The organism is Thalassomonas actiniarum (assembly GCF_000948975.2).
Lineage (GTDB): Bacteria > Pseudomonadota > Gammaproteobacteria > Enterobacterales > Alteromonadaceae > Thalassomonas > Thalassomonas actiniarum.
Genome location: NZ_CP059735.1, coordinates 5,610,085 through 5,624,593 on the forward strand (window position 1 = coordinate 5,610,085; position 14,509 = coordinate 5,624,593).

The 14,509-nt window shown below is 48.1% G+C and carries 15 protein-coding genes; all 15 read right to left on the reverse strand.

Annotated elements, in window-relative coordinates:
- Nucleotides 1-2: 2 nt before the first annotated feature.
- Entirely contained in the window at nt 3-1,391 is a 1,389-nt protein-coding gene (locus SG35_RS24425; protein WP_044836113.1) for a hypothetical protein, read from the reverse strand.
- Between the two features lie 20 nt (nt 1,392-1,411).
- Nucleotides 1,412-1,642: a hypothetical protein gene (locus SG35_RS24430; RefSeq protein ID WP_044836112.1), complete on the reverse strand. Its 231-nt coding sequence runs from the start codon at nt 1,640-1,642 to the stop codon at nt 1,412-1,414.
- 117 nt (nt 1,643-1,759) lie between these two features.
- Nucleotides 1,760-2,959 (reverse strand): hypothetical protein, encoded by a 1,200-nt coding sequence (locus SG35_RS24435; RefSeq protein WP_044836111.1) that lies wholly within the window; start codon nt 2,957-2,959, stop codon nt 1,760-1,762.
- Nucleotides 2,960-3,005: 46 nt separating this feature from the next.
- Complete coding sequence (locus SG35_RS24440; protein ID WP_044836110.1) at nt 3,006-5,024, reverse strand: DUF4815 domain-containing protein; 2,019 nt, start codon at nt 5,022-5,024, stop codon at nt 3,006-3,008.
- 10 nt (nt 5,025-5,034) lie between these two features.
- Nucleotides 5,035-5,517, reverse strand: coding sequence for a hypothetical protein (locus SG35_RS24445; protein WP_044836109.1), 483 nt, complete (start codon nt 5,515-5,517; stop codon nt 5,035-5,037).
- A 792-nt stretch (nt 5,518-6,309) separates the two neighbouring features.
- Nucleotides 6,310-6,546, reverse strand: coding sequence for a tail fiber assembly protein (locus SG35_RS24450; RefSeq protein WP_053043465.1), 237 nt, complete (start codon nt 6,544-6,546; stop codon nt 6,310-6,312).
- Between the two features lie 14 nt (nt 6,547-6,560).
- A complete protein-coding gene (locus SG35_RS24455; protein WP_044836108.1) occupies nt 6,561-7,187 on the reverse strand; it encodes a hypothetical protein in 627 nt (208 codons plus the stop codon).
- Nucleotides 7,188-7,371: 184 nt separating this feature from the next.
- A complete protein-coding gene (locus tag SG35_RS24460; protein ID WP_044836107.1) occupies nt 7,372-7,899 on the reverse strand; it encodes a phage tail-collar fiber domain-containing protein in 528 nt (175 codons plus the stop codon).
- 88 nt (nt 7,900-7,987) lie between these two features.
- A complete protein-coding gene (locus SG35_RS24465; RefSeq protein WP_044836106.1) occupies nt 7,988-8,749 on the reverse strand; it encodes a phage tail protein I in 762 nt (253 codons plus the stop codon).
- Nucleotides 8,742-9,677 carry a baseplate J/gp47 family protein gene (locus tag SG35_RS24470; protein WP_044836105.1) on the reverse strand — a complete coding sequence of 312 codons (936 nt, stop codon included), beginning with the start codon at nt 9,675-9,677 and terminating at the stop codon, nt 8,742-8,744. Before SG35_RS24470 ends, SG35_RS24465 begins: the two co-directional genes overlap by 8 nt.
- Nucleotides 9,678-10,072: 395 nt before the next feature.
- Nucleotides 10,073-10,975, reverse strand: coding sequence for a phage tail protein (locus SG35_RS24475; RefSeq protein WP_053043464.1), 903 nt, complete (start codon nt 10,973-10,975; stop codon nt 10,073-10,075).
- A complete protein-coding gene (locus SG35_RS24480; protein ID WP_044836151.1) occupies nt 10,972-11,823 on the reverse strand; it encodes a baseplate assembly protein in 852 nt (283 codons plus the stop codon). The genes SG35_RS24475 and SG35_RS24480 overlap by 4 nt, the downstream gene beginning before the upstream one ends.
- Nucleotides 11,824-12,117: 294 nt before the next feature.
- A complete protein-coding gene (locus SG35_RS24485; RefSeq protein ID WP_044836104.1) occupies nt 12,118-12,444 on the reverse strand; it encodes a DUF1353 domain-containing protein in 327 nt (108 codons plus the stop codon).
- Between the two features lie 42 nt (nt 12,445-12,486).
- Complete coding sequence (locus SG35_RS24490; protein WP_274055276.1) at nt 12,487-13,707, reverse strand: sialidase family protein; 1,221 nt, start codon at nt 13,705-13,707, stop codon at nt 12,487-12,489.
- Nucleotides 13,704-14,456: a phage tail-collar fiber domain-containing protein gene (locus SG35_RS24495; RefSeq protein ID WP_044836102.1), complete on the reverse strand. Its 753-nt coding sequence runs from the start codon at nt 14,454-14,456 to the stop codon at nt 13,704-13,706. Before SG35_RS24495 ends, SG35_RS24490 begins: the two co-directional genes overlap by 4 nt.
- Nucleotides 14,457-14,509: the final 53 nt, after the last annotated feature.

Consider the following 14,509-nt stretch of genomic DNA (forward strand, 5'->3'; position numbering starts at 1 on the left):
TTCTATCTCCCGAATGATAAACCGCAAGCCTGCCAATAAGCTGCTGACGTGCTAGTGTAATAGTCATATCCCGACACATCAGATATGAGGCATTTATGAATATGAGAAAAAGCAACCATCACAGGAGTGTACATGCGTTGATTATCATCTCTATGCGTGTTCGCCAATGAAAATAGCTCTACGCTTTGGCGCTCCATCACACCATAAACATCCCTAAACATTGCCTGACCTTTCCAAGATAACCAAACAGCTCGGGAGGTTGTGGTGTCATATGCCGTAATCGCGGTATTGTAAACAGAAAAGTAATTGGTTAACGGGTAGTCTGCGGTCATAATGCCGCTGGTCAGGTCAAACCCAGCCCGCTTAGTATATGTGTTGCTAAAGCCGCCCATTATAGAGACTATCATTGGCGCATCGAAACGGTTTCCCTGGTTAGATACCTGGTTTTTACCGCGGGAACCATTAAAGTAATTAACAAAAGAGTCCGCACGTAGGTGGCCATTTTCTAACGCCCAAGCTTCAAAAGCCTCAACATTAATAAAAGTAACATCACCAATAGTGGTAAAACCATCGGTTGCGTCTATGGTATGTAAAAAACCACCGCTGACACAGTACAGATCTTTACTGGCTTTGTCGTAATAGATATTCTGATAATCTACCGCCTTACTGAACTCCCAGCTAAAGGCCCCTAATTTTTGTATCGATAAGGTGCCGGCATCATAGCGACACAATCGGCTGCTGCCGTCAGCGAAAGGACAAAAACCATAAATTCCACTAGTAAAAAATTGCGCAGCATGGCTGGCAGTACTCACCGAACCATCAGACTTGACTCGAATAATCAGTGCACGTCTGACACTTGTGGTCTGGTTACCAAAATCAACAAAAGTGTAAAACTCCCCTGTCGCATAATTATCGAGTGAAGCAACGTTAGCTGGCGCATATTGATAACCGTTCTGACCTACATATGCGGTTAAGCTATGGTCAACTTGATAATAGCCAATTTGATGTTTATTAAAGACCCCCCTGACATTGTCACGTACTGATGGTGCTATGGTTGCCAGGGAAGTATCTAAACTCGTATTCATGTCCGATAAACTAGTATCTATACTGGTTTGTATTCCGGGGATTAAATCCAGGTTAGTCGACTGGGTCTCTATCGAGGTTTTCGCAGCATTAATATCATTTTTCGCTGCGGTTAACGCGGCATCAGCGGTATTAAAGTGCTCTTCGACAACCGCAATCAATGCGGTTTCAAAAGTGGTGCTGTTTTTCATGGTGTCCAGCGCTTTTGCCACCAGTAACTGGTCTTCGGCGCTGAGCGGCGTTTCGCTGTTTAAATCGGCGACCAGCTTGTCAACCATGATTTGTGCAGCATTGGATATTGTTGACATGTAATTTCCTTAAAGCTTACTTAAACGTTAAACAACTGGTCATCCACTAAGTGGTTGATCTTGATGCGGCGGAATTTTTCTGCGTTGATCCTTTCTTCCTGCTCCAGTTTTTCCTGGAGGTCGACGGAGTTTTGAAAGAAATCATTATCGATGGCGGTGATCGCCTCGGCGATACGGACCACGTCGTCCTGCAGGAAGTTATCGGCATCCGGCAAGGGGTAGTCCTGGTGGAGTGTTCTGTTATCGAACATAAGTCCTCCTAAAATTTAGATGGGGTAATGAAATACCAGGAAATCAAGTGAGCAGGGATAAAACCGGTCACTTGAATTTAATTGCTGAAGTTAATACTGACTGTTAAAGCGCGAGTATTAAGTGGTCATTACCCGTAAATCACGCACCCGTGGTCTGTCCTGGGCGCTGCCGGTAAGCACCAGCTTCACCCGCACGGTATCACTGGTCACATCATCTAAAATAAATTTCAAACTCTGCCACTCATCCCCGACAGCGCTGGCAGAATTCACCGTCATTTGCTGCCATGCACCATTTAACTCGGCAAAGACATCAACGCTGGCCTGCCCGGGCACAAAAGATTCGAACACTACGGTCACTTTCTTATTGGCGCCGCAGGTAATGGCCCGGGTAATATAATCGGCGGTTTGTGCCAGGGTACCCGATGCCGCCTGCACACCCGGATATAGTACCGGGCTCAGGGTATCGGTACCGGTTAAGCGCGCCTGGACATCCAGTTTGCCGGTAAAGTTGGCCGACAAGTTAACCGGCTCACCTTCCTGACAGGTATAAACCGGCTGGTTTTCCCCCTGCGGGGTAAATTCAAAGCGCAGGTCGGTTTCCGTACCCGGACGTTCAACGGTGCCCAACGGCAACCAGTTGGACATATCAACAACGTCCATCTCTCCCAAAGGCAAGACCATGGAGGTTTCATCGAATTTTGCCGCCAATAAACGGAAGGTTAAATCCATGCTTTGGTGCGGGGTCCAGGTACTGGCGTTACTGGATGACAGCAATACCCCTACCTGGTACGGCTGGCTGGTTACCCAGCCCTCATCTTTATCGTATTTCCCCAGCTCCGCCACCGACACTTCATAGTCGGCATCATCGGTTAATACCACGATGGCATATTCCTGATCGGCATTTAAAAATACCGGGGCAAATTCAAAACGTGTGCTCTGGCCGTTTAATAAAATGTCGTCCTTGGTCAGGGTCGCTTCCGCCAGTACTTCCTGGTTGGGTAAACCGGTGGCGGTTTCGCGGATTTGCACCCGGACAGTATCTTCACCTAGGGTGGTAAACCACAGGTCTACCCCGGCAATATGCCGGCTTTGCGGTAAGGTAAAGGTTTGCGCCAGCGGATCCCAGCGTTGCCGCCAGGTATTAATGGTACGTACCCGGCGCATCGTTGCGACCTGGATACGGCCACTGCCGGTATAGCTGGCTTCACCAAAAGAGCCGCCATCACCGCTAAAGGTTACCGATTTCGTGCCCGAAGGCACACCGCTCGGCACGGTAAAAGAACCACGGACAACGCCGTTGCTGTCTGCTTGAACCATTATTTTGCTCCCGCTGTAATCTTTATTGTTGCCTGTGCAAAAACCATTATCTTGCTCCCGAGGTAATGTCGACGCCGTCAAACATCAGCTGATCTAATTTCTCGCCACCGCCAAAGCCGGTGATCTCAAAATTCACCTGGCGTACCCGCAAAAACTCGGCGGCGGTGGAAGAAACCGACACAGTTTCATTGGTATTGCTGACAGTATTCCAGCCCCTGCGCCAGACCCAGTTCCAGGTACGGGTGCGGCTATTCCATACCCGCTGCCTTACCCGCCACCAGCCACGGGTGATCCAGCGGGTAACAGGGCTGGTCCAGACCCGGGTGGTTTGGGTCCAGTGATCCACCGCCGGGGTAAGTTTCACTGTTGCCGGGATAGGTGAAAACGCCTGATAAGGGTTCACTTTCATTTTGCCGGTTTTCATGGTCTGCTCAAGCACGGCTTCAAGCTGGTAATTGAGCGTTACCGGACGATCTTCACTGGGCAAGGCTAAATCGCTGACTTCGACCTCCACCGGCAGCATCAACTCACCGTCAATAATGGCGGCCGTTTGTGCCAGCCCTTCATCACGCATATCGTCATCAAGGAAAGGGTCGACAAAAACCCCGTGTTTGGCTGCCGGCTCTTCGGCATTGGCATCGTTGCGCAGGCGCTCAATTGCCAGCAGGTCATATAAATCGCCGATTTGCTGCTGCATTTCTTCCAGCGTCGACATAGGTACCGAGCGTACCGCTAAATTGGTCACTTCCGGTTTGCCGTCGCTAAACCAGTTTTGTCTGATTTGCGCCAACACCAGCTGATTATCCGGGGCTACCGGCGCCGTCGGTTCATAACTGTTGGATGCCCCTTTAATGCGCTGCACCTGGCCTTGTTGATCCAGCACCACCAGGTCGATGCGGTTCATACTCCACTGATAATCAACATCAAAAGCAGAGTTCGCCACTATGGTGGTGCCGTCAGCCAGGGTTTGATTTAAGGTAAAACCGGTTTCATCGGCGGTGACATCCAATTGTTCACGGAACTGATAAACAACCTGATAACTTTCGCCGTCATCCGGCCGAGCGCCACCCAGGCCCCAGTTGACCTGATTGCCGGCAAGGCTATAGTCAACCCCTTCCTGATAAACCGTCTCGTTCTGAGTCACGGAGACTAAAGCATAAACCGCCACATCCGGCAGCGGATCGACAGAGCCGCGTATGTTACTGCGGGTCAGGGTGACGGTTTTTTCCAGATTGGCATCTACCCGGCTGATATTGTTTACCGGAGAGAAAGCCAGGTTGATACGCATATCACCGTTTTGATCCGGGGTAAAAACATGCGGCTCACTTTCTATCAGCTGCTGGTCGGGATCATAGGCAAAAAGCTCACGGCGTGAGGTGGGAAAAGACACTTCATAGCCCTGGATATGGGCCTTGCCTTCTTCCAGGCTGTAAACCTGATAATCACCCTCAATATCGCGATAGGTTAATTTCATGCCGTCAACCACATAACTGCCGCCGTTGGCTTCACGGTCGTAACGGGCCAGCGCCACAGTCACAGCATCAAGCTGCGGCGGCGGTTGTTTGATGATCAACACGCCTTTGTCGATGCGATATACCGGGTAAAAGTTAGCGTCATCAAAGCCGCTGTCTGTAGCCAGGCCCCACTGGCAAGTGATTTTTAAACGCGCAGCGCCGGGCTCGTCGTAGTTGTGGGCGCTAACGGCCGGATCCCTTAAGCTGGGATCTTCAAGTTCGGTGATTTCACTTTCACTGAGCCAGACGCCGATATCGACAATCTGATCGGTAGCAACCACCAGCTCTGCCGGCTCCAGGCTACGCACCTGACCGCGAAGATAAACCGAACAGGCACCAATTTGTACCAGGCCGGATTCACTGTTCACCGCAGGTTCGCCGTCAAGCACAACATCGCCGTCTTTCAACAAGACATCGGCAATACCTTTAACCTGGTGAGAAACCTGGGCCTGGATGTCGTTTAATTCCGCGCTTTGCAAACCTTTGCCCGAGCGAAACAGCAGTTGTTCATAACCCTTTGCAGGGTCAAATCTTTGATAATAATCTTGCATAAAGCTTCCTTTAAAAACTCAGGACAAATTCAAATGTTTCCCTGACCCCCTGGTCACGGAATAAAGGCTTGCGATGCTCCAGCAGCATTAGGCTGCCGGCAGACTCCAGCTCGTCCGGGGTAAAATAATATTGCCCGTCAGGCAAGCCGGCTTTAGGCTGAGCACCAACCATCACCGCCACTTCCCTTAAGGTTTCCCCTAAGCCGTTGTCGAAGTCGAAATTAAACTCGAGATAAATATGGTTGGTCGGTGTTTCCACCAGGGAAAATTTCCCGGTCGGTACCTCAATCACACCGTCACTGTCCGGCTGGCAAAATTTAATGCTTTTGGCTTTACGATAGCCAAAAGCATCAAGTAATGTCGTGCTGGTGATCTGCTCTGCCGGGGGGTTGTCGCCCCAGCTGACATCACCTCGTCCCCAGCCGATAAAAATAGGCTGGCTGGCAACAAATTCCGCCAGGGCAGTACGCCCGCTTTGGGTAAGTATGGCCACTGTAGTTCACTCCTGTGGGGTTAATGACGAACATCACCAGCCATAAGCTCAATAACTTATGGCCAGCACACATAACACCAGCACCGGGATAACTGAATTCAGTTCCGGTCGTTGGTTTATCGTCGGGTAAAAACGAAAAAACCCGCCGGCGGCGGGTTTCTTTAAAAGGCAACCATTTCTTTTTAATGGCTGTTTTTTCATTGCTGTAGTTAATGAAACCTTTAATCGGCTTCTTTGTCAGTATGGGTAAATGATACCCTTTTTTTCACTGCGTTACAGGTCAAGTCTGACCGGCGGTAAACTCAGTGAATATTGCCATATAAACAGACAAACCGTGATATCGGAGAAGCCTGAGATAACGGTTTGTCTGTCATTTAGTTCTTTGTCAGTATGGGGAAATAATACCCTTTTCTTCGCTGTATTACAGGTCAAGTCTGACCGGCAATACATTCAGAGAACATTGCCATAAAAACAGAGCGCCGCTGATACCTGGTAAACCGGGTTTATTGCAGCTCAGCTGATTAAATATTGTTAACACCTGATGTCAAAAGCACTTTGTTTGCTTCTTTGTCAGTATGGGAAAATAATACCCTTTTTTTCGCTGCGTTACAGGTCAAGTCTGACCTGATAACCTTTATCGGCTAAATTAAGCTTAAGTTTGCTGACGTAAACTTAAGCTTAATTTAAACGACAATTTCCCTGAAGGTACCAAAGCACAGGGCTCTGGGGGTAAATAGCAAAAACCCGGGCAAGAACCCGGGGTTAACTATTGGTAACCGAACAATCAGCCCATTATTCAGGTTTTAGCGGCCAAGCGATATCATCCGGATTAGCCGTTGATTGCGGCAAATCACGTAAGGCCTGACGGTACTGGGCAAACTCAGCTTTTTTTTCTGCAGACAGAGGACTGTCAGCAATTTGTGTCCAGTCGGTCGCGGCCATCAACGCATCCCGTTTCGTTCTGATCCGGGTCCATGCCATTAACTGGATTTCTTCCGTGGTCGGCGTTGGTAAAGTGATATTATCCATACATACTCCTAATGTTAAAAATCAACCGTATCGGCAAGCGAGACTTTGACATCCAAATCACCGGCATTGAATAAGCGGCCATTGCCCACCCGCATGGTGTCAATACACACCGAGTTGTAATAAGTATTAGGCACCAAAATACGCAAGATGACATTACCGGCTGCATCTGAATATGAGTCGGGGCTCATGCCCCCGGCATTGGCTTTGTTGATAACCGACTTGCTGGTGGCATAGCAATAACCGGCAATAACCTCATCAATCAGTTTGGCTCCGCCGTAACAATAACCTCGGATATTGAACCAATACATTTCGCTATGGGTATTGATATTCATTGGCGTTTTAAAATGTAAATAGACATTCGAGCTCGAGCCTAGATCATCTATTTTTCCGGCAAAACCGCCGCTATCTCCGCCAAAGCCGTACGGCGCTCCGGTGGAATGAAGAAAGCCCTGAAAAATATTCAAGCGCATCGCACCGTTGACGGCGATATCGCCGGTCACATCTTTCTGGTTTCGCCAGACATCAAATTCTGCTTCGGCAGCATCCATGCGCTGGTCAATCTGCCCCATTTTGCCGGTCACGGTCGCTGTCATGTTCTCAGCTGCCTGGACCACATTGGCAATATCTTGTGTTAAAGACATTCTTGTCCTCCTGTTGTTCTACGGCCTTGCTTGATGCACGCCGCACTGAAAAGCCCGGCAGGCTAAGCCAATTCACCAGACCGTTAATTTGAATAGAAACTTGAATAGAGTTTGAGTTAGTTTTGCTTTAGCAGCTGAGCAGCCCAGTGTATTGGCTACACAAAAAAGCCTGCTATTGGCTTGACTATGAAGCCGCCTGCTGCTCAAGGGCTAACAGGCGAAATTCCTGCTGCATTTGCCGGTGCAGGGTATTGATTTGCACCTCGGCCATTTGTGCGAATTCTTCATCTATGACCAGGTTAAGGTTTTCACTGCCAACGACAACAGTGACACTGTCGGTTGGCAAGGCTTCGATATTGAGGGTGAACCATTGCATGATCTTCACCACCGGTGTGCGATAACCCAAAGTCTTCCCTGCCTGGGAATACACCCCGAGTAAAGTACCGTCGCTAAGGAAAATACCTATTTCGCGGATAGCGTATTCAAGCTCGCCCTCAAATTTGCCCGCCATGCGTAAGTTTTTACCGTCTCCCTGGTAATCCATCACTTCGATGCGTTCTTTTTCACTGAGTAAAGCCGTCTGGTTTTTGCCCGGCGCATAAGCCCCGTCACCAAAGGCCATATGTGTGATCTCACCTTTCAAACCTTTGTCTTGTTCAGACAACAGCTTAGCCAGTCCGGCTTCTGTAAATTGCAGTTTAAGTCCTGCCATTAAAGTATCCCTTCTTAGTCAATGTCAACGATATCAAACTGGCACCTAGCCAGATCCATTTTCATAAATTGCCGCTTAAGTCCTGTCATTAATAAAGTATCCCTTCTAAGTTAATATCAGATAAGCACATCTGGTGACTGACCCCGGTCAGCTGAGGACTGGCAAAAACCAGCCCAGGTACCAGGGGGGAAAACTCGACTTGCTGATCGTTAAAATCCAGTCGATGTATAACCCCGCTATAGCCCAAACCAGCACTTATGGCGTCGGGCACCACAGGTTCTGACTCAAGGTTATCTGCCATCACGCCAATTGACGGCCCAACGGCCGCTGAAAACGCAAAACTTTCCTCCAGCGCCAACCCCAGCTCGACATCAAAGTGAATAACCCCGCGCCGCGCCGATTTGATCACCCGGGTAACCTGCTCCAGCATCTCCCGGGTAATGACCCCTTCGTCATTGTCGGTGAGGTTTTCATTAATTAACGCCACTACCGTCATGGTACCGGGCTCCTGGCTGCCGTTTGACGCCCACCATTCACGCAGGTGCGTTTTGATATTTAAACTGTCCAACGCTTCCTGCACTGCATAAGGAGTGCCTTTATAGCGATGGATATCAAAAGAGTTTTGCACTACCTGGCGTTTAATATGCTCCGGCCAGCGGTCATCCCATTCATCAACCGAGAACGCCCATGCCAGCCAGGGCAAAAGTGACAGCGGGCAGGTATGGGGATCCCACAACTGGGCTATCGGCACCGGCAAGTCAGTCGCTTTTTTGACAACTTGCTCAAGGTGATATTCCAACTCGGTAACATTAGGCGGTAACAGGCTGTTATCCTGATCAGGACTAGACATCCACGCCTCCTATCGTCACTTGAACACCGCTACAATATGCCGCCTGAACATTATTCATTTTCAAATCGGCTGTCGGCGTGATCAGTTCAACACTATGAACCCCCGCCTGGTGTAAAGCAGCGTACAAACCGGATTGGGTCACGTCATACCCCAGCTTATGCCGGTCCCGGACATAAGCCCACACCGCATCCTCGGCGGCTTGCTGGATCACCTCCCCCGACGGTCCCGGCAGGATAGTAAGTACCGCCTCAACCGGGTATTCAACCACCTGTGCCGCCACCACAGAAACTTTATCCCCCAAAGGACGGACCTTAGAAGCGGTTTCAAGCACCTGGCTGCCGTCATCACTGAGGCCGAAATAACGGCGCACATCAACCAAGACATTATTGTCGGGTATACCGTTACCGTTTCGCCCTAAGACAGTGACCACCATATGGCAGGGACTCGGACTGGAGGCATCGACATCCAACACCTCACCACTGGCGGATAAGGCATGAAACACATAAGCGTCATCACTGCCCGCGGTATTTAAACCGTCAAAGGCCATCTGGATACGGCGACGGTAACTGTTGTCCTGTTCCAGAACCTGTGCCACCGGCGGCACAGCAATAACATTCGCTTCCTGGATCACCAGGCGTTCGACGTTATAACGGGCACCTATGGCATCAAGATCATTTGCCGTAGCCGTTGCCAGCATATTAGCCCGGGTGGCATCATTAATTTTTGCTTCCAGCAAAATTTCCCGGTAGGCAAACACCTGCAGAGCCTTGGCCAGAGGATCAGACTCCAGCGCCAGCACATCGCGATATTCTTCTTTAAGGCCAATCAGGATATCCTTTAATTCCTGGTAAGTTGTTTCAAAGTCCGGGGACGAAATAACGTCCGGGACAGGCACCTTAGACAGGTCCAGTAATTTAAAAGCGGTCATATCCCCTCCCTGAGACAGATGTAGTTTTATTTAAAGTAAAAACCTCAGTCTTAACACTAAGTTGAGATACTTAGCTTTAGCAATAACGGTTAACTGGGCATTTAAAATCAGAAGATTTAATCCTGCCCCTTATCAGGAGGCAAAGATATCAAGAAAGAAGGAAAGCCCTCTTGTTAAATACAGGCTTCATCTGCGAGTATGGCTAAATGATACGCTTTTTTTCACAAGGTAACAGGTCAAGTATGACCGGAAATTCATTATCCGCCGGTCATTACTGGCTATCACCATACTCGCCTTGATGGTTTTTGGCGCTCAAAAATCAGCACAAATGAAATGCCTTTGATAACTTCTAAAGCGCGCAAAGTCTACGCAAGGTTTCCCCCTGAAAGAGAGCGCTACTGTGCCGGCTTGCCGGTAAATTCAGCCATGACTTGTACTGTGCTCCCTTGGCTACTTTCTATGGCGGCACCAAGTACACTGGTATGATTCACGCCAATAAAAGCAAAATTGGTTTTCGACCAGGGAGTAGCCGTCCATTTACCCAACCAGCCCGATGCCGCATAACTTAAACCGGAAGTCAGTTGTCTGACACTGGCACGTATGCTGGACACACCATGATCGTAACGCTCACTCAGGGTCATTTCTCCTAAAATAGGCTCTTTGATGTAACGGATCTCATCGGTTCTGAGACTTTTACGGGCAGAAACCTGTTGATACTCAGTCGCACTAGCCGCACTGCTGTGCTTGCGGCTAAACGACAGTTTGGTCTCACCGCCTTCGACCGCAATCCCCGAGTAGTCCGATAACAGGTGACCAAACTCACTGACATGCTGCTCAGACAGTTTTAACTTGCGCACATCGTAATCGTGAAAAATCCGCGCCAGGCGCGAACGCACCGGTGCCGACATTCGCGCCAGGTTGATGATCCGGGTGATGTCTTCATCACCCGGCACCTTGCCCGGATCTATCTGGTACTCATAAAAATGCCGGCCCGGCGCTTCATGCTCGATATCCGGGCTGACAATGCCTAACCATAACAGCGCCATTTTCAGCGCCCCGGGAGTACCTCGGATACGCTGCCAGTTTAAGCCAGTGGTCAGCATCTGACGCATATCGCTGCTGTAGGGCAATATTGCTTCTAGACCATATTCCCATACCAGCCAGTGAAGCAGCTCATCCGACGGGGTATTTTTCAGCTCCCGGATCTGCTTTAGCGCCAACTCAAATTCCGGCTTAAACTGGTTAAGCTCGGCTAAATGACGCTGCAGTTCGGAGGCATTCGGGGGTAATAAGCTCATAATTCCCCCCGTGACTTCAAGGTCAGATTGATATTACCCGGCACCACACATTGATTGGCGGCTATGGTAATTAATGCTGTCGGCGTACTGCGCTCAACATAATGAATACCGTCTTTATGTAACTGGGCATCAAGCCAGCTCGGGGTCAGATCCCAACCGAGTTCCGCAGAAAGCTCCCAGGCATCAAGCAGGCTTTGCTCCAGAGAATCGAAAATCACTTGCGGCGTATCCGGGTGCAGATAAATATCGGCGGTAACATCAACAGGGATCAGCTCAGCAGACACCACTTCCACGGTATCAGTGAGCATCTGCACATCTTCTGCGGTGACATGGTCACGGACTTTGCCAACAATTTCATCAACATCGTAACCGGTGCGCACCAACACAGAAACACGCACCTGCCCCGGGATCGGGCTGTCGATTTCAACATCGCGAATGGCTACCGGATCCACTTCAATCGCCCTGCTCCGGTAATGGGCCTTGCTACCAGCAGTGCTTGAAGCAATAGTGCGGTCACGGATACGCAAACGGAAGGTTTCATCGTCTTCCAAAGGTGAGCGCAACACCCCGTAGAAAACCCCGAGATTATCCAGATCCGCCCCTTGTGCAGTGGCCAGTAAGTTGGCATATACTGCTTCATTAATACGCTGACGCAGCAACATTTCACGATAGCTTTCCAGCTGTAAGTTTTGCACTAACGGCTCACTTTCCAGCTCCAGCGCCTCAGCATATTGCGGCGCCATTTCCAGCAGGCGCTGTTTGCGCTCCTGGAACAACTGCTCAAACTCGATAGTTTCAATAACATCAGGGGATGGCAGTGCATTAAAATCAATAGAACTATTACTCATATTTTCCTCTTCAAATATAAGAAAGCCCGGCAATAACCATTGCCGGGCCGGGGTATTTAAGGCGCTTGCCTTGAGTTAGGGTAACTAGGGAGATATTTATCAAATACCAGGGGAAGCAACTCCCCCGGCTGACAATCAAATCAGGTTGAGTGAATTACATTCCGGCTATTTCTGCTGCATGAGGTTCTTTTTGGAATAATAAAAACATTCACATAAAAAAATCGCCCGCCAAAGCGGGCAAAGTTTCATGAAACCCTTTACATAACAAATCGATAACACCTCAACATTCAAGGATTAATAGCTGCCTTTACCAAACAGCTTTACCGCCAGATACATGATTTTAGCTTTGGATTTTTTCACCCGGCAACGACGTAAGTTTTTATAAAATAACTTATCCGCCCAAGGCTTGGTATTGATCGCCTGCTGGTAACACCTGTCATGCACCCAGGCGGCAATCCAGCCCTGCTCTACCCGGTTAACGTACCAACGTAAGTACCAAGGGGAGGAGAAGCCGTCGGATAACATACCTGCGGGTAAATCAATCTCAGGGGTTTGTAACGGATGATTTAAAATAAATGCATCTAAGTCATCACGATAAAGTGCGGAAACATCAGGCAGCATATTAAATTACCGTAAAACTGTATTCATCAAAGAAAGACAAGATCATACGATATCTCCCACCATCTTTATTACGCTTCCCAGTACCTCACTACTAAAATCAGGTGTAGTAAAAAGAAAATCTGAAACGCTACTATCACAGGTATAGATATTGCCACTGACATTCTCGGCGATATATATATCACTCCCTTCATAGGTAAAAAATCGTCCCCAAATTGTTTGCTCAATACCTTCATTTACATAAATATGCTGCCACTGACTCTCGCCACTTTTTAATTGATAGCTTCCACCGCTTCCAATAATAAAAACATCGCCTGCATCGGTCTCACAAACGTCGCTTGCACTAGAAAAATCAACTGGCAAATTATAGTCCTTAAAGTTTGTCAGTGATGTATCCAAGCTTTTATAAATCATATTCGAACTTACAAACCAGAATTGATTACTTTGCCAGTCTCGGATTATCTTCAATGCATAACCTGCATCTATTGCGGCTATTTTATTCCAATAACTATTATACCTGCCGTAGTAAAAATCATTTGACCCACCCCAAGCAGTAACTACTGTTAAATTATCAACAAAATGACTCTCTCCACGAAAACCAATAACATTTCCTGAGACTTGTAACGAAGACCAATTAACTCCGTTATCAGTTGAATAGCAACTACGGCTTAAATCTTCTGTTACTGTCGAAGAAGTCCAATATTTGCGTCCGCCAACCCATAAAATGGATTCATTTTGCGAAATAGCAAAGGTTGTCCAGGCACCATTAATTCCACCCCACTCTATTGCGGAAACCCTCCAGCTCTTACCAAGGTCATCCGAAACTAAAATACGCGGGTCTCCATCATTACCATTTCCAATATTTTCAACTGTTAATAACTTATTACTAACCAGCCCCATTTGTGGTGCGTAAATATTATGGCCTGCGGCATTCCACAGTCGCTTTTCAGTCCAGGTTCTACCACTATCAACGGATTCAACGATGCCATAAGCATCCCAGGCATAAAGAGTGTCATCTACGGCACTTTTTTGAATATAAGTCGGAGTAAATCCGAGACTATTATTCGTTGGCAACCATTTTGCTGATTGCTCAATTAATGACGGGTCAAGGTTTTCCACCGTCTTAGGATGATCACTTGTCAAATACTTTGAACCATCACACAATAGCAAAGCATTACCTTCTTCAGTCTGTGTCCTTGCATCAAAGACAATGCGACCACTTGATAGCTTGGTAGTAACCTCTCCGCCTAAATCAATTTCAATCATACCTTCCATATCCCATTTACTTTTATCGCGTGATGAAGCACAGCTTTATCTTTAATATTGACCGCATCAGCCAATTTACCACTTACCATTATTGACTCATTTTCAGGGGGCAATAAACGACACTTACCTATGGTTAAGTCAACACTGGGGTCAACCATAAATTGAAATTTATCCCCTGACGAATCAGGTATTTGCAAATCCGCATAATTAAGAAACACATGTAACTTATTACGACTGATTTGCGCTACGGTATTTTGAGTGATATAAAGCGAGTTATAGCTTTCCTCCCACAAGTCTTGGGCAACATGCGCAAGATCTGGCGAAACAAAAACAGTAAAATCACTACTTCCCCCCACCCGTATGGTAAATTTTAAAGTCGCCTGCGAACCACCGTTTTCCAGTGTCCTGATAGGGTATGGCGCCGCCAGACGAAAATAGCTATGGGGGAATTCAATTTCACCGTATTTGGCATAAAGCAATAATTCAACCGCATCAAAATCCAGGCTTGGTGGTATCGCCATATCCAATATGCGTTGATTGGCGTCATTGGGATCTAATCTGTGATCCAGCACTTCACCGGTGATACGTTCATTCACCAGCGCAGTTATAGTATTGTCCATGGGGGGATAGCTGCCATTGGCATCTCCTACCACAACACGGGTAAATTCAAGTGGCAAGTTCAGTGCCCTGGCCTGGTTTTCACCGGCCATGCCTGAGGCTAACCACAGGGATTCGTTTTTAGATGACATGAAAGAGTTGTCCTTAGAGAACAGTGAACACTGCAATGCCTGTCAAGTTGTTT

Excerpts from the sequence above, each read along its gene's own strand:
- SG35_RS24495 (WP_044836102.1), bottom strand. The coding sequence starts at position 14,456 with ATGTCATCTAAAAACGAATCCCTGTGGTTAGCCTCAGGCATGGCCGGT.
- SG35_RS24430 (WP_044836112.1), bottom strand. The coding sequence starts at position 1,642 with ATGTTCGATAACAGAACACTCCACCAGGACTACCCCTTGCCGGATGCC.
- SG35_RS24480 (WP_044836151.1), bottom strand. The coding sequence starts at position 11,823 with ATGAGTAATAGTTCTATTGATTTTAATGCACTGCCATCCCCTGATGTT.
- SG35_RS24470 (WP_044836105.1), bottom strand. The coding sequence starts at position 9,677 with ATGACCGCTTTTAAATTACTGGACCTGTCTAAGGTGCCTGTCCCGGAC.
- SG35_RS24465 (WP_044836106.1), bottom strand. The coding sequence starts at position 8,749 with ATGTCTAGTCCTGATCAGGATAACAGCCTGTTACCGCCTAATGTTACC.
- SG35_RS24425 (WP_044836113.1), bottom strand. The coding sequence starts at position 1,391 with ATGTCAACAATATCCAATGCTGCACAAATCATGGTTGACAAGCTGGTC.
- SG35_RS24435 (WP_044836111.1), bottom strand. The coding sequence starts at position 2,959 with ATGGTTCAAGCAGACAGCAACGGCGTTGTCCGTGGTTCTTTTACCGTG.
- SG35_RS24490 (WP_274055276.1), bottom strand. The coding sequence starts at position 13,707 with ATGATTGAAATTGATTTAGGCGGAGAGGTTACTACCAAGCTATCAAGT.
- SG35_RS24450 (WP_053043465.1), bottom strand. The coding sequence starts at position 6,546 with ATGGATAATATCACTTTACCAACGCCGACCACGGAAGAAATCCAGTTA.
- SG35_RS24440 (WP_044836110.1), bottom strand. The coding sequence starts at position 5,024 with ATGCAAGATTATTATCAAAGATTTGACCCTGCAAAGGGTTATGAACAA.
- SG35_RS24475 (WP_053043464.1), bottom strand. The coding sequence starts at position 10,975 with ATGAGCTTATTACCCCCGAATGCCTCCGAACTGCAGCGTCATTTAGCC.
- SG35_RS24455 (WP_044836108.1), bottom strand. The coding sequence starts at position 7,187 with ATGTCTTTAACACAAGATATTGCCAATGTGGTCCAGGCAGCTGAGAAC.
- SG35_RS24460 (WP_044836107.1), bottom strand. The coding sequence starts at position 7,899 with ATGGCAGGACTTAAACTGCAATTTACAGAAGCCGGACTGGCTAAGCTG.
- SG35_RS24485 (WP_044836104.1), bottom strand. The coding sequence starts at position 12,444 with ATGCTGCCTGATGTTTCCGCACTTTATCGTGATGACTTAGATGCATTT.